Origin of the sequence: Williamsia herbipolensis, from assembly GCF_000964005.1 — a bacterium.
GTDB classification, from domain to species: Bacteria; Actinomycetota; Actinomycetes; order Mycobacteriales; family Mycobacteriaceae; genus Williamsia_A; species Williamsia_A herbipolensis.
On sequence record NZ_JXYP01000029.1, the window covers coordinates 17817 to 32941 of the forward strand.

The 15125-nt window shown below is 69.5% G+C and carries 16 protein-coding genes; 4 read left to right on the forward strand and 12 right to left on the reverse strand.

Annotation, left to right across the window (positions count from 1 at the left end; genetic code table 11):
- Positions 1-71: 71 nt before the first annotated feature.
- The 6 genes from TU34_RS15800 to TU34_RS15825 form a co-directional block, all read right to left on the reverse strand.
- Positions 72-554 carry a DUF3592 domain-containing protein gene (locus TU34_RS15800; protein ID WP_045823865.1) on the reverse strand — a complete coding sequence of 161 codons (483 nt, stop codon included), beginning with the start codon at positions 552-554 and terminating at the stop codon, positions 72-74.
- Between the two features lie 57 nt (positions 555-611).
- Positions 612-2255, reverse strand: coding sequence for a 2-succinyl-5-enolpyruvyl-6-hydroxy-3-cyclohexene-1-carboxylic-acid synthase (gene menD, locus TU34_RS15805; protein WP_045823866.1), 1644 nt, complete (start codon positions 2253-2255; stop codon positions 612-614).
- 135 nt (positions 2256-2390) lie between these two features.
- On the reverse strand, positions 2391-3029 hold the full coding sequence (locus tag TU34_RS15810; RefSeq protein WP_045823867.1) for a cytochrome b/b6 domain-containing protein: 639 nt from the start codon (positions 3027-3029) through the stop codon (positions 2391-2393).
- Positions 3001-3702 (reverse strand): molybdopterin-dependent oxidoreductase, encoded by a 702-nt coding sequence (locus tag TU34_RS15815; RefSeq protein WP_150116565.1) that lies wholly within the window; start codon positions 3700-3702, stop codon positions 3001-3003. The genes TU34_RS15810 and TU34_RS15815 overlap by 29 nt, the downstream gene beginning before the upstream one ends.
- Positions 3703-3709: 7 nt before the next feature.
- Positions 3710-3901 (reverse strand): hypothetical protein, encoded by a 192-nt coding sequence (locus TU34_RS15820; protein ID WP_045823869.1) that lies wholly within the window; start codon positions 3899-3901, stop codon positions 3710-3712.
- Positions 3902-3978: 77 nt separating this feature from the next.
- Positions 3979-4416 carry a MarR family winged helix-turn-helix transcriptional regulator gene (locus TU34_RS15825; protein ID WP_045823870.1) on the reverse strand — a complete coding sequence of 146 codons (438 nt, stop codon included), beginning with the start codon at positions 4414-4416 and terminating at the stop codon, positions 3979-3981.
- A 78-nt stretch (positions 4417-4494) separates the two neighbouring features.
- On the opposite strand from TU34_RS15825, the gene TU34_RS15830 reads away from it, so the two are divergent.
- Entirely contained in the window at positions 4495-5655 is a 1161-nt protein-coding gene (locus TU34_RS15830; RefSeq protein ID WP_082080361.1) for an AbrB family transcriptional regulator, read from the forward strand.
- Positions 5652-6908: a saccharopine dehydrogenase family protein gene (locus TU34_RS15835; RefSeq protein ID WP_045823871.1), complete on the forward strand. Its 1257-nt coding sequence runs from the start codon at positions 5652-5654 to the stop codon at positions 6906-6908. Before TU34_RS15830 ends, TU34_RS15835 begins: the two co-directional genes overlap by 4 nt.
- A 15-nt stretch (positions 6909-6923) precedes the next feature.
- On the opposite strand, the gene TU34_RS15840 is transcribed toward TU34_RS15835, so the two are convergent.
- Together TU34_RS15840 and TU34_RS15845 are read right to left on the reverse strand one after the other, a co-directional pair.
- Complete coding sequence (locus TU34_RS15840) at positions 6924-8351, reverse strand: sugar transferase (protein ID WP_052688985.1); 1428 nt, start codon at positions 8349-8351, stop codon at positions 6924-6926.
- Between the two features lie 209 nt (positions 8352-8560).
- Complete coding sequence (locus TU34_RS15845) at positions 8561-9196, reverse strand: PaaI family thioesterase (protein WP_045823872.1); 636 nt, start codon at positions 9194-9196, stop codon at positions 8561-8563.
- Positions 9197-9259: 63 nt separating this feature from the next.
- Between TU34_RS15845 and TU34_RS15850 the strand changes: the two genes are divergently transcribed.
- A complete protein-coding gene (locus tag TU34_RS15850) occupies positions 9260-10195 on the forward strand; it encodes a 1,4-dihydroxy-2-naphthoyl-CoA synthase (protein ID WP_045823873.1) in 936 nt (311 codons plus the stop codon).
- Between the two features lie 324 nt (positions 10196-10519).
- Here TU34_RS15850 and TU34_RS15860 read toward each other — a convergent pair whose 3' ends face one another.
- The 4 genes from TU34_RS15860 to TU34_RS15875 form a co-directional block, all read right to left on the reverse strand.
- Positions 10520-11038, reverse strand: coding sequence for an arsenate-mycothiol transferase ArsC (locus TU34_RS15860; protein WP_045823875.1), 519 nt, complete (start codon positions 11036-11038; stop codon positions 10520-10522).
- Positions 11039-11066: 28 nt separating this feature from the next.
- The gene (locus tag TU34_RS15865; RefSeq protein WP_338063007.1) at positions 11067-12596 is read right to left on the reverse strand and encodes a sugar transferase; all 1530 of its coding nucleotides are present in this window, start codon (positions 12594-12596) and stop codon (positions 11067-11069) included.
- 96 nt (positions 12597-12692) lie between these two features.
- Entirely contained in the window at positions 12693-13538 is an 846-nt protein-coding gene (locus TU34_RS15870; RefSeq protein WP_045823876.1) for an ABC transporter permease, read from the reverse strand.
- A complete protein-coding gene (locus TU34_RS15875) occupies positions 13535-14512 on the reverse strand; it encodes an ABC transporter ATP-binding protein (protein ID WP_238981343.1) in 978 nt (325 codons plus the stop codon). Before TU34_RS15875 ends, TU34_RS15870 begins: the two co-directional genes overlap by 4 nt.
- Positions 14513-14568: 56 nt before the next feature.
- Between TU34_RS15875 and TU34_RS15880 the strand changes: the two genes are divergently transcribed.
- Complete coding sequence (locus tag TU34_RS15880) at positions 14569-15111, forward strand: YdcF family protein (RefSeq protein WP_052688971.1); 543 nt, start codon at positions 14569-14571, stop codon at positions 15109-15111.
- Positions 15112-15125: the final 14 nt, after the last annotated feature.

Below are 15125 nucleotides of genomic sequence, written 5' to 3' on the forward strand. Positions count from 1 at the left end.
GTGTAGCGCACCTGTCTCCTGCGGCACCTCGACGTGACGCCGGCCGTAATGCCCGGTGAACGTCGCGCGGGTCAGTTCACCGGTTGTTCGTCGGGTGCTCGCACGGAATCCGGTGCGGCGGCGGCACCGACGACCCGTCCGCGACGGCGCGTGATCTCGGCGAGCAACACCATCACCACCACGATGAGCAGCCAGGTGTAGCCCACGATCGACACCGCCGGGATGATCGCCAGGCTCGCGTCGCGTCCGGCGACACGCACGAGATCGGGGTTCGTGCTGTCGTACTCGACGCTGATCCGTTGTCCGGCAGTGAGTTCCGTCGGGTAGAAGATGCCGAGGCGAGGGCTGCGGAGTTCGCCGCTCTCGGTGTAGAACCGCACCGTCGACTTCGTGGCGCCCGCGGTCACGACGTCGGCGGTGGCGGTCGCCCTGTGGGCGTCGATCGAGGAGTCGTCGCGGTAACAGCCGGCCACCACCACGATCATCATGATCGTCACGATCGCACCGATCAGCAGCAGCGTGATCTGCGTGCGTCGCAGGGCGGTGGCGGACATGCGGGCCAGACTACCGACGCCGCCGGCGCACGGCGGCCACACGCGCGACGGGCAGGGTCACAGGCCTGCGCCGATGGCGGCGTGGAGGTCGCGGAGCCGATCGCGGTCGGTCGACACCTCGATCACCCGGACCCCGCCGTCGGAATCGGCCGCCAGGGCCGACGGCAGCTCCGCCACCGACACCTTCCGGTGCGGCACGGAGAACCCGGCGCACACCGCGGCGAGGTCGGTGCGGTGCGGGGTGCCGAAGACGCGTTCGTAGGCGCCGTCGTACTCGGGTCCGCTGAATCGACGTTCGGCCTGCTCGAGCAGCGCGAAGATGCCGCCGCCGTCGTCGTTGGCGACGACGATCGTGAGGTCGCGCGGACGCGGTTCGGCCGGTCCGATCAGCAGCCCGGTCGCGTCGTGCACGAAGGTGAGGTCGCCCATGAACGCGACCGTGCGGCGATCGTCGGCGCTCAGCGCGGCACCGATCGCGGTCGAGACGGTGCCGTCGATACCGGCCACACCCCGATTCGACAGCACCCGGACCTCCGGCGACACGCGCCCGGCCAACGCGACGTCGCGGATGGGGTTCGACGCCCCGACGACGAGCTGCTCGCCCGGATGCATCGATGCACTCACGACCCGCGCCACGTGCAGACCGGTGACCGGGCCGGGCCCGTCGAGTTCGGCGTCGACGGAGCCGACCGCGCGCTGGTGGGCGTCGGCGCAGTCCTTCAGCCACTGCTCCGACGGCGTGCCCGACACCACCGCGCGGGTACCGGTCGCGAGCACGTTGCCCGAGACGTCGGGCCAGCGCGGTCCGGTCGTCAGTGCGTACACCCGCACTGTCGGGTCGGCCAGCAGCCGCGACACCCCGCGGTGCAGCGTCGGACGACCGCAGATGATCGCCTGCGTCGGACGCACGAGTCCCAGCGCGAGCGGGTGCAGCGCGGTCTCGGGCGCCGGCGCGGTCGGTTCGGCGACCGTCGGGATGCCGGCGAGCTCGGGGCGTACGCCGGCGCCGTGCCCCGACACCACGACGGTCGGTTCGGTCAGGTCGATCTCGATCGGGACGTCGAGGTGACCGAGGGCGGCCGTGGTCCACGGCGCGCCGTTGTCGCGGCCGGCGAATCCGTCGAGCGGGTCATCGGGTCCCACCCCCGCCTCGGGGACCAGCGGCTCGCGCAGCGGGATGTCGAACTGGACCGGCCCGGGGTTGCCGGTGCGAGCACCGCGTGCGGCGGCCAGGGCGCGACCGACGCCCGACCGCCACTGGCTGTTCGTGTCGAGGTCCTGCTCGGCGAGCCCGAGGCTGATGGCGAGTCGGACCTGCGTGCCGAAGATGCCGAACTGCTCGATGGTCTGGTTCGCACCCGATCCGAGAAGCTCGTACGGCCTATTGGCACTCACCACGACCAACGGGACGCGCGCGTAGTTGGCCTCGAAGACCGCCGGGCTCACGTTGGCGACGGCGGTGCCGCTGGTCATCACGATCGGTACCGGCTGCCCGGACGCCACGGCCAGTCCCAGCGCGAGGAAACCCGCGGTCCGCTCGTCGATCCGGACGTGCAGGCGGATCCGCCCTGCGGAGTCGGCGGCGTGCAGCGCGAAGGCGAGGGGCGCGTTGCGCGACCCGGGGCACAGGACCGCCTCGCGTACGCCGCCTCGGATCATCTCGTCGACGATCACGCGGGCCTGCACGGTGGACGGGTTCATCACACCAGGTTAACGACAGATCACCGGTGGTCGACGCGATGTCGGCCACACCCCCCGCCTCGCCAGTTGGGCCGTCGTTCCCGCCGGTTGGGCCTTTGTTCGCGCCACCTGGGCCGTTGTTCGCCCGCCGGGCGGCTACGTCCGATCCGGTCCGTTCCCGACGCCCATCTCGTCGGCCCACTCGCCGTGTTCCTTGCGGGCCCAGCTCGCCGAGACGCGACCGGTGCGCATGCCACGACGCGCCTCGGGGTCGCCGAAGGCGAAGGCCATGTGTCCGAGGACGAGCAGTCCGACGCCGAACGCGAACCAGTCGTGGGCGAAGGTCGCCCCGGTGCGATACGAGAGACCCACCAACGACGGGAAGTACATCAGCACCCCGGTCACGAACAGCACGATGATCGACCCGGCCGACAGCGCGCCGTTGAGCTTCTGACCGGCGTTGAACTTCCCCACCGGGATGGTGCCGTCCCGACGCGTCTTCGACCGCAACCACCGACGGTCGGTCGGCGCGAAGCGGTTCAGCCGACGCAGGTCGTCGCGATACGACCTCGACGCCAAGCCCACCAGGATCGGCACCGGCAACGCGAAACCCGCGTAGACGTGCACGATCTCGACGATCTGTCGGTGCCCGACGAGCACCGCCAACGACGAGACGTAGAGGATCGCCGCGGTCACGATGCACGCGATCATCAGCACCGCGACCGTGCGGTGCACCCAGCGGGCGGTCGGGCCGAAGCGGGGTATGTCAGTCGTCGATGGTGCCGTCGAGGTCATACCCGCGCCTTTCCCAGTAGCCGGGGATCTCCTGGGTCGTCAACTCGATGCCCGACAACCACTTCGTGCTCTTGTAGCCGTACTGCCCGCCGACGTACATGCGCACCGGGCCGCCGTGGTCGTGCGTGACGGGGGCGTCGAGCATCCGCAGCGCGACGATCACGTCGTCGCCGCGCGCTTTGTCGATCGGCAGGCTCTCGGTGTACGTCCCGTCGAACGAGCGGAAGCGCACCGCGGTCGCCGTCCGCTTCGGGTCGGCTCGGTCGAGCAGCGTCGACAGCCGCACGCCACTCCAGGCGACGTCGGGCACGGTCCAGCCGGTCACGCAGTGGAAGGTCTGGGTGAACGCCGTCTGTGGCAGCTGCGCGAGTTGCGCCATCGTGTACTCGGCCGGTGTCGCCACCTCGCCGCCGACGCTCAGCCGATAGTCGGTCGCCGACTTCTCCTGCACCGATCCGACGACGGAGTAGAAGCGGAAGTTGTTGCCCAGCGGCAGCAGCGCGAGCAGGCCGGTGGGGTCGCGAACCTGTGCCGGGGCAAGCAGTTTCGACAGTCCACCCTGGGCGGCGGGTCCGGCGACGATGCCCAGTCCGCCGAGTCCGATCAGCCCGAGGATCACCCGGCGACCCACCGGCGTGCCGGTGGTGCGGGTGTCCCGATCGGGCGAGTCCACGACGTCGCTACCGGAGCTTGCCGCGCACACCGACCACCACGAGCGCGAGACCCACGATCACGATGATGGGCCCGAGCACCGACCACAGCACGGTGTCGCTCATGGCGCTGCCCTCGAGCACGCCGAAGCCCTGCAGGGCGAACACGAGTCCGAAGAGCGCGAGGACCACTCCGACGACGGCGACGATGGGTTTGCGCATGTCGTCGAGGGTACGCGTGCGCCGCAGGGGCTCAACCGATGTGAACGACGGCCCAACTGGCGGGGTGGGGTCGGGCGTCAGCGACCGCGGTCGCTGGCAAGGCGTTCGAAGAGGGGGACGCAGAGCATCATCAGGCCCCGTTCGGTGTCGTCGAAGTTGTCGGCGAAAGACTGCGCCAGCCAGGCGTCGCGCTGGGCGCGGTCGTCGAGGATCAGGGCGCGGCCAGCCTCGGTGAGTTCGACGAGCTGCCGCCGACGGTCGACGGGATCGGTGCGACGGACGATGAGACCGCCGTCGTCGAGTTTGTTCATGCTCACCGTGAGCGACTGCACGCGGACGTGCATGCGGTCGGCGAGTTCGGCGACGGTGGTGGTGCCCGATCGATCGAGATAGCCCAGCACGGTGATCTGTGTGAGCGGGAGGCCGTGGTCGGGTCGATGGGTTCGCGCGGCGCGCGCAACGGACATGATCGCCTCGCGCAGACGGGTCGCCGCGGCGACGTCGATCGTGGTCATGGCAAGACAATAGTTGACATTTACCCGACAGTCACGGGTTTACATCGCGGTATTACCAAGCTTAGTCTTGGCATCATGATGTGGCGCTGGCTCGGACTGATCGTGGTGACCGCGGCGGCGACCGTGGTTCTGGACGAACTGTCGGTGCCGTCGGCGGCCCTGTTCGCGGGGCTCGTGGTGGCCGCCGCCCTCGCGCTCGCGGGTCTCGCCCCGCGCGAACGACACCTCTCCGACGGCGCGGGGACGAAGCCGCCGCTCCCCCGCCCTATCGGCATCGCCGGGCAGGGCGTGCTCGGCGTCTACATCGGCACGATGGTGCAGCCGTCGGTGCTGGCCGGCCTCGCCGACTCATGGCTCCCGGTGATCGTGATCGCACTGGGGACACTGGTGTTGTCGGTCGCGGGCGGGGCGCTGCTCGGCCTGCACCGCCGCGTCGACCCGCTCACCGGGTCGCTGGCCCTCGTCGCGGGCGGCGCATCCGGTCTGGTCGCGCTCACCCGAGAACTCGGCGGCGACGAGCGGATGGTCGCCGTCGTGCAGTACGTCCGCGTCGGTCTGGTCACCGTGAGCCTGCCGATCGTGGCGACCACCGTGTTCGGGGCGCACACCGGTTCGGCGACGTCCACGCACTCGGCGTCGGCGGGCGATCAACTCTGGGGCCTGCTCCTCTGTGCGGGTGCGATGGCCGTCGGCATCACCGTGGGTCGTCTGATCCGGCTGCCGGCCGCCGGTCTGCTCGGGCCGCTGATCGTCACCGTCGTCGCCGAGCTGACCGGCGTCGCGGGCAGCGCGGCGGTCCCGGTCGTGCTGGTGACGGCCGGGTACGCGGTCATCGGGTGGCAGGCCGGTCTCGGTTTCACCCAGGAGAGCCTGCGCGCAACCGGTCGCGTCCTCCCCCACGCCGTCGTCCTCATCGTCCTCATCGGCGTCGGCAGCGCGGGACTCGGTGCGGCACTGAGCGTCTGGACCGGCGAGTCGATGTTCGACGGGTACCTCGCGACGACACCCGGTGGCATCTACGCCGTGCTGGCCGCGGCCGCGGCGTCGGGATCCAACATCACCTTCGTGCTCGCATCGCAGATCGTGCGCGTGCTGCTGATGTTGTTCGTCGCCCCGTTCGCCGCGCGGCTGTACAACCGCTGGCGGCTCCGACGCGACAACCGCCGGCGCCTACGCGGACCCGGGCAGCCCGCACCGGTGCCTGCGGCCGACCAGCCGGTCTACCCTCGTGTGTCATGACCGATTCTTCTCGTGAGTTCGATGTCGTCGTGTTCGGTGCCACTGGTTTCGTGGGCGTCCTCACCGCCGATTACCTGGCCCGGCACGCTCCCGCAGGCACCCGCATCGCGCTGGCCGGTCGCAGCCAGGACAAGTTGACGAAGGCACGCAGCACCCTGCCCGCCTCGGCGCAGGACTGGCCGCTGATCGTCGCCGACGCCGATTCCGCATCGTCGCTCGATGCGATGGCCGCCCGCACCCGCGTCGTCTGCACCACCGTCGGCCCGTACCTGAAGTACGGCGAGCTGGTGCTGGCCGCCACGGTGAACGCCGGATCCGATTACGTCGACCTCACCGGCGAGGTGCCGTTCGTGCGGTACTCCATCGACAAGTTCGGCGAGCAGGCCGAGGCGAACGGTGCGCGCATCGTGCACTCGTGCGGGTTCGATTCGGTGCCGTCCGACATCGGCGTCTACCTGCTCCACAAGGCGGTGTCCGAGGCCGGCGAGGGCGAGCTCACCGACACCACCCTGGTCGTCAGCTCGTTCGCGGGCGGCGTCTCCGGCGGCACCGTCGACTCCATGCGCGTGATCGCCACCGAGGCCCGCAACCCCGAGACGCGCCGCATCCTGCTCGATCCCCAGGCGCTGTCCACCGGGCCGGGCGAGCACCGACTGCGCACCGCGGTCAAGCAGCCCAGCGACGCCATGCTCGTCAAGGGCTCGAGCATCGACCCGTCGATCAGGGGCACGCTGGCGCCGTTCGTGATGGCCGCACACAACACCCGCATCGTGCGCCGCACCAACGCACTGCTCGGCAACGCCTACGGGGCGAATTTCCGCTACGGCGAGGCCATGGCGGTCGGCAAGAACCCGGTGCTGTCCGCTGCGACCGCAGGTCTGGTCAGCGTCGGGCTCGGCGGGTTCCTCGGCCTCATGGCGATGGCCCCGACCCGTAAGGTCCTCGACCGCATCCTGCCCAAGGCGGGTGACGGACCGAGCGAGAAGACCCGCGAGAACGGCCATTTCACCGTCGACGTCTACACCCGCACCACCACCGGCAAGCGATTCAAGTCCCGCGTGAAGGCGAAGGGCGACCCCGGCTACAAGGCGACCGCGGTCATGCTCGGCGAGAGCGCACTCACCCTGGCCCTCGACCGCGACAAGCTGCCGAACCGCACCGGTGTGCTCACCCCGGCCGCGGCCATGGGTGACGCCCTCGTCGACCGACTCCGCGACGCGGGCCTCACCCTCGAGGCCGGTCCGCTCGCCTGAGACGGCGCGCGGTGGTCAGTACGCGCCCGAGCGACCGATCACCGCGCGCACGGTCCGCCACACGATCATCGCGTCGGTCATGGCCGACCAGTTCTCGACGTAGGTGAGATCGAGCCGTACCGACTCCTCCCACGACAGGTCCGATCGTCCCGACACCTGCCAGAGTCCGGTGATCCCCGGTTTCACCAGCATGCGGCGGACCACCGGTCCCTCGTACCGCTCCACCTCGGCGGGCAGCGGCGGCCGCGGGCCCACCAGGCTCATCGATCCGCCGAGCACGTTGAACAGCTGCGGCAGCTCGTCGAGGCTGAAGCGACGGATCACCTTGCCGACGCGGGTCACCCGCGGGTCGTCGCGGATCTTGAACAGCAGACCCTCGCCCTCGTTGAGCACCGAGAGGTCGGCGAGGCGTGTGTCGGCGCCCACCTCCATCGACCGGAACTTCCACATGCGGAACGGCACGTTGTTGATGCCGATGCGCTCGGCCTTGTAGAACACCGGCCCGCGGGAGTCGAGCTTCACCGCGACCGCGCAGGCCAGCATCACCGGCGCGGCGAGCACCAGGGCGGTGAGCGCACCGGCCTTGTCGACGAGTACCTTGGCGAGTCGGTTCGCGCCGTGATAGCTGGGCTTGTCGACGTGCAGGAGCGGCAGTCCCGCGACCGGTCGCACCAACATCCGCGGTCCGGCGACGTCCATCACGCCCGGGGCGACCAGCATGTCGACGTGGAGACCCTCGAGTTCCCAGGACAATTCGCGCATGGCGGAGTGTCCGAGCACCTCGGCCGAGGTGACCGCGACGGTGGTGGCACGCGACTCCACGACCGCTCGGCGCGCGTCGGTGAACTCACCGAGCACCGGCACGCTGCGCTCGCCCACGTCGATGGTCTCGTACCGCGAGGTCTCCTCGGGCGACACGCACACTCCGACCACCTCGAACCCCAGCGACGGGTTCCGGTCGAGGTGGGCGATCAGCGGACGCGCCGAGACGGCACTGCCGACCACCACCACGTGGCTCATGCACTTGTGGTGGCGACGCTCGCGCATCAGGGCGACACGCAGCAGGAGATGGGTCAGCAGCAACAGACAGGTGCCGAGCGGGAACGCGATGGCGATGAACCCGCGGGCGATGTTGAGCTTGAAGAGCAGATCGATGATCGCCAACACACCGAACACCAGGAAGCTGGCCTTGATCACCCGGCTGAACTCCGCGGGCCCGGATCCGAGGATGCGGAGGTCGGCGACGCGACACACGTTGAGCGTGGCGATCCAGAGGAAGCTCACCAGCCCCGAGACCATGAAGACCGGTGCCTGCGTCGACGCGACGGGCACGGTCGGGCTGATGCCGAAGCGGATCACCTGGGCGGCCACCACCGCGATCACGACGACGACGGCGTCGGCCCACAACAGGCGGGTCCGATGCCTATCGGCCCATGTCTGCATCCGTTGACGAGTCTGCATCCGCTCGCGGGACCCGATGTGCGCCGTCGACCGTGCTCGTTCGGATCCCGTCTTCACGTCCGACGTCACTTGTCTCCCCCCAGACACCCGCTCGCGCGAATCGCTTGTCCCACGCAATTCACCGACCACGGTATTTCACCGGGCCGCCGATGTCGCGTCGACGAATGTCGATTGGAACGATCGGATGAAGGTCAGGGTTGGCCGGGGTTGAGGGCGATGAACAACCCGTCGGCCTCGGCGCAGAGCCGGTCGCCGTCGTGCATCTGGGCGGCGACGAAGATCTTGCGGCCGTCGACCTTCGTCACCTGCGTCGTCACCGAGAGATCAGTGTAGAGCGGTGTGATCGACCGGTAGTTGACCGTGAGATAGGCGGTGCGGGTGACCTTTCCGGTCGCCAGGGCACCGGTCATGCCGAGCAGGTCGTCGAAGGCGGTGCCGATGTAACCACCGTGCGCCGCGTTGTTGCCGCCGAGGTGGAAACGCGTGAACCGCAGTGTCGCATCGACTCCCGTCGCGTCGGCACGGTTCACCAGATACGGCGGCAGCGTGATGTTCCCGCGGGCGGGCAGGTCGATCCGCGTGCCCGAGGGCGAATTCCACTCGTCGATGGCGACCGCCTCGAGCTTGGCGTTGATCGCCGCCAGCTCGTCGATGAGGTCGTCGACCAGCTCCTCGGTCGGCATCGCCGCCCGCACACGGTCCATGAACAGACGCGCCGACTCCACGAACTCGCCGTAGCGGGGTCCGCCCTTGTCGACGCTGATCGCCATGTCGGTGCGGAAACCGCCCTCGTGCTGCTCATCGGTACCCGGCTGTTCAACGGTCATCTGCGCAACGTTATCGACCCAGGTGAGAGAACCGGACACGGGCCACCACTAAGCTCGGAACCCATGAGCGATGACGCCGTGAACCCTTTCACCCCTGAGCACTGGAGCGTGGTGAGCGGCTTCGAGGACCTCACCGACATCACCTATCACCGCCATGTCGGTCCGGGTCGCGAGAACGGCATCGTACGAATCGCTTTCGACCGCCCCGAGGTGCGCAACGCGTTCCGACCGCACTCGGTCGACGAGCTGTACCGCACCCTCGATCACGCGCGCCGCAGCCCCGACGTGGGCACCATCCTTCTCACCGGCAACGGCCCGAGCGCCAAGGACGGCGGATGGGCGTTCTGCAGCGGCGGCGACCAGCGCATCCGGGGCCGGTCGGGCTACCAGTACGCCGGGGGCGAGACCACCGACACCGTCGACACCGCCCGCGTGCAGGCCGAGGGCGGTCGGCTGCACATCCTCGAGGTGCAGCGACTCATCCGCACCATGCCGAAGGTCGTCATCGCCGTGGTCAACGGCTGGGCCGCCGGTGGCGGTCACTCGCTGCACGTGGTGTGCGACCTCACCATCGCCTCGCGCCAGCACGCGCGGTTCAAGCAGACCGACGCCGACGTCGGCTCGTTCGACGCCGGCTACGGCAGCGCCTACCTCGCCAAGCAGGTCGGTCAGAAATTCGCGCGCGAGATCTTCTTCCTCGGCCGCGCCTACGACGCGGAGACGATGCAGCGCATGGGTGCGGTCAACGAGGTCGTCGACCACGCCGACCTCGAGGACACCGCGATCGAGTTCGCAAGGGCGATCAACGCCAAATCGCCCACGGCACAACGCATGCTGAAGTTCGCGTTCAACCTCACCGACGACGGTCTGATGGGCCAGCAGGTGTTCGCCGGCGAGGCCACCCGCCTCGCCTACATGACCGACGAGGCCGTCGAGGGCCGCGACGCCTTCCTCGAGAAGCGCGACCCGAACTGGGACCCGTTCCCCTACTACTACTGACGAGCTCGCGCCGACTGTGTGGAAACGGCCGTCGAGTGTGCTGACAGCACCCCGGACACCGACGGCGTGACGGCGCACACTCGGCGTGGCTTTCGGCACGGTCAGCGGTCTTTCAGAACCAACGACGTCATCAAACTGGCTGCCGACGCCCGGCCCCATCTCGCGGAGTTCGACGATGTCCCCCACGAGCGCCGCTTCGACGCTCCGTGAACGCGGGGTGATCCGGCGAACGCGGGTTCCCGGGCGCCCGCGTTCACCGATTCGCCCCGCGAACGCTGCCATCGAGGTCCGGGAAGCCGATAGGCGCGGCGACCCCGACGCCGATCAGCCGCGCAACCACCCCGCCAATCGGTCGATCAGTGGATCGAGTTCGGCGGCGAGGGTGTCGAAGGCTGCCGGGGGTTGATGCATGGGATCGGCGATGTCGAGGTCGTCGCGGTTGCGGTCGGCGGCGATCTGCGGGGTGGAGGTGAGCGCTCCCCCGCCGGCGATGTAGGTGTCGAGCTCGCGCAGAGTCACCACGCGGCGCCACGACATCGGCGCCGAGGCCGACGCGTGGTCGCGGTGTTCGCGCGACAGCCCGATCACGAGGTCGGCGCCGGCCACGAGGTCGGCCGTGAGATAGCGGGCGCGGAAGTCGTCGAGCGACGCGATCCCGCGCTCGCGCAGTACCCGCTCGGTCTGGACGTGCATCGGATAGTCGGTCAGGGCCGCGGTTCCGGCGCTCGTCACCGAGAATCCGGCGCCCAGACGGTCGGTAAGGAAGTACTGGGCCATAGGTGACCGGCAGATGTTGCCGGTGCAGACGAACAGGATTCGGGTCGGGACCACCGGCGCGCTCATGCCCGCGACAGTAGCCGTCGCACCGCACTCAGTACGCGCCCGAGCGGCTCACCACCGCACGTAACGTCCGCCACAGGATCATCGCGTCGCTCATCGCCGACCAGTTCTCGACGTAGCTCAGGTCCAGTCGCACCGATTCCTCCCAGGTGAGGTCCGAGCGGCCCGACACCTGCCAGAGGCCGGTCATGCCGGGCCGCACCAGCATCCGGCGGGCGATCGCACCGTGGTACCGCTCCACCTCCTCGGCCAGCGGCGGTCGAGGACCGACGAGGCTCATCGACCCGCCGATGACGTTGAACAGCTGGGGCAGTTCGTCGATGCTGAACCGCCGGATCACCTTCCCGACCCGGGTGACGCGCGGGTCGTCGCGGATCTTGAACAGCGCACCTGCCCCTTCGTCGAGGCCGGCCAGGTCGGCCTTCATTCGATCGGCGCCGGTCACCATCGACCGGAACGTCCACATCAGGAACGGTTCGTTGCCGAGCCCGATGCGTTCGGCGCGATAGAACACCGGGCCACGGGAGTCGACGCGGATCGCGATCGCGCAGATCAGCAGTATCGGTGCGGTGAGGACCACCAGCAGCGCGGCGCCGACCCGGTCGAGCATGCCCTTCGCGAGCCGATTGGCGCCCTTGTAGCCCGGCTTGTCGATGTGCAGCAGCGGCAGACCCGCGACCGGCCGCATGCTCATGCGCGGCCCGGCGACGTCGAGCAGGCCCGGCGCAACGACCATGCTGACGTCGAGACCCTCGAGATCCCACGAGAGTTCGCGCATCGCCGAATGTCCCAGCGCCTCGGCGGAGGTGACCGCGACGGTGCTCGCCCCCGAGAGCTCCACGACGGCGCGGGCGTCGGCGAACTCCCCGAGGATCGGCACCGACCGCGCGTTGACAGCGACGGGGCCGATCACCATCGACTGCGTGGGCGGCACGCACACCCCGATCACGTCGTACCCGAGTTCGGGGTTGCGGTCGAGGTGCTCGATGAGCGGCTGCGCGGTGGCGAGCCCGCCGATCACCAGCACCCGATCGAGATCGAGTCGGCGACGCCGACGATGGGTGAGCCGCGATCGCCACAGCCAGTGCGACGCGAGCAGCAACAGGGTCCCGACGGGAAATGCGAGCGCGACGAACGACCGCGCGATGTTCAACACGAACAGGAGATCGACGATCGCCAGCGTGGCGAAGGTGAGGAAGCACGCCGAGACGATGCGGCTGTATTCGGTGGGCCCGGCCGCGATCACGCGACGGTCGAGACACTGGCGCATCCGCAGCATCACCAGCCACGCCGCGACGATCCCGAGGCTCACGAGCCCGACGGGCACGTGCGCGCGCCCGACGCGATCGTCGAACGAGATGGGGCCGTAGCGCAGCACCTGCGCGCCGAACACGACGATCACCACGATCAGCGCGTCGGTGATCATGACGCGCCGGATGTAGCCGTCGATCCACGGCGTCTGACGGGCGGCGCTGCGGGCGACACGCGCCCGGGCGTTGCGTCGTGCGCGGGCGCGGCCCTTCACGGGGACGGGCGCGATCTCGACCCTGCCCTGTGACACGCGTACCTCCGGTCGGTGCCCCCATCCGTCAGCCCAGGATAGGCCCGCCGGCGGCGCGAGATGAGAGCTTTCAACGACTTTCGCGCTGCTGGACTCTCATCGAGCGGCCGCCCGTCGCAGCAGTCGGGCGGTCACCGGCACCATCACCGCCACGATCATCGCCGAGCAGATCAGCGTGTAGGCCTGGGCGTGCTGCGACGCCCACGTGACCGGCTCCCCGACGAGGGGGTTCACCGAGATCGGGTTGCCGAACCCCTGCCGGAAGCTTCGCGCCACCGCCGACACCGGGTTCCAACTCGCGATCACCTCCAGCGGACCGGGCAGCAGGCGCGACGGGATGAACGCCGACGACACGAAGCACAACGGGAACACGATGGTGGTGAGCAGACTCTGGGCCGCCTCGGCGGTGGTGGTGACCAGGCCGATGATCACCGCCGCCCACGACAACGCGTACCCGAACACCAGCGCGGTCGCGTACGAGCCGAGCGCGAACCAGGCGCCGTCGGAGATCCGCCAGCCGACCACCAGGCCCGCCAGCGACATCACCGTCAGGCCGATGAGGTTGATGGTGAGATCGGAGATGGTACGGCCGACGATCAGACCCAGCCGCGACATCGGCAGAGCTCGAAAGCGTTCGGCCATACCGGAGTTGAGGTCGGCGTTGAGCCCCAGGGCGGTGAAGCCCGCGTTGAACACCACCGTCTGCGCCATGATCCCGCCGATGAGGAACTCGCGGTAGCGGTCGCCGCCGAGGGCATCACCGAACACATACGAGAACAGCAGGACGAACATCAGCGGCTGCACCACCGCGCCGAGAAGCATCTGCGGGGTGCGCAGCAGTGTCGTCAGGTTCCGCCGGATCATCACCTCGCAGTCCACGGCGAACGGGATCGGGCCCCGGCCGCGCGGAGGCAGCGGCCGCGCCTGGGCTGTGGCGGTCACGAGGCCGCCTGCTCGCCGGCGCCGGTGAGGTGGACGAACACGTCGTCCAGCGACGGGGTGGCCGTGCGGGTGTCGACGACGTCGATACCCGCGACCGCCAACGCACCGACGAGCTGCGCCGTCACCGGGCCGGGGTCGTCGGTGGCGACGGTGACACAGGTCGGGTCCGCCTCCGGGCCGTGCAGCACGATCCCGCGGTCGGCGAGTACCTGTTGCGCACGGTCGCGCTCGGCGGGGTTCGCCAGCACCACCGTCACCGTCGCGGTGGCGAAGTCGGCCTTCAGTTGCGTGGGCGTGCCGCGCGCGATGACCGTTCCCCGGTCGATGACCGTGGCGGCGTCGGCGAGCTGATCGGCCTCCTCGAGGTACTGCGTCGTGAGGAGCACGGTGCTACCTGCGGCGACGAGGTCACGCACCGCGGCCCACAGCCCGATCCTGCTCGTGGGGTCGAGCCCGGCGGTCGGTTCGTCGAGGATCACCACCGGCGGGTTCGCGACCAGGGCGCCCGCGAGGTCGAGGCGTCGTCGCATCCCGCCGGAGTAGCCCGCGACCCGTCGACCACCGGCGTCGGCGATGTCGAACTGTTCGAGCAGGTCGAGGGCACGTCGGCGGGCGGCGCGGCGGGTGTAGCCGGCGAGACGAGCCACCATGGTGAGGTTCTCGACGCCCGTCAGGACCGGGTCGACGGCGGCGAACTGACCGGAGAGCCCGAGGAGTCCACGCAACCGGTGCGGATCAGTGGCGGCGTCGACCCCGGCGACGGTCACCGTCCCCGAGGTCGGGGTCAGCAGGGTCGAGATGATCCGGACAGCGGTGGTCTTGCCCGCGCCGTTGGGGCCGAGCAGGGCCATCACCGTCCCCGGCGCGACGTCGAGATCGATCGACCGCAACGCCTCGACCGCACCGAAACGCATCACGAGGTCACGCACCTCGATGCCCCCGGAACCGGTCGGCGGGGCGCCGTCGGTGCTCACCTGTGACACCGGTCATGCCCGCGGCGAGGGGTCGGAGGAGTCGATACGCTCGGCCCATGAGGCGACGGTGGCGCAGGATCGTGCTGTGCCTGATCGTTCTGATGGTGGTGATCGGCGGTGCGGGTCTGCCCGTCTACGTCTTCCCGCAGGACGCCCAGAGCCCCCGCAAGGTCGACGTCATCATGGTCCTGGGCGGTCGGCAGGACGGGCGCGAGGACTACGGTATCTCGCTGGCCGAGCGTGGCTTGGCCTCGACCGTCCTCGTGTCCAACCCGTACGACGAGCCCGATGACTACATGGACGCGATCTGCGATGCGCCGCATCGGGTTCGGGTGATCTGCTTCCGTCCGTCGCCCAAGACCACGCGGGGTGAGGCACGGTTCCTGCGCGATCAGGCGAAAGCCAACGGGTGGCGTTCGGCGATGGTCATCACCTTCACGCCACACGTCACGAGATCGGACTACATCATCTCGCGCTGCTTCACCGGCGACCTGGTGATGGTCGACTACCAACCGCACATCCCGCTGTTCTACTGGGCGTACATGTACCTCTACCAGACCGGCGGTTTCATCCGCGCCGTCGCCCAGGACGGCTGCTGACGGCGTGATTCCCG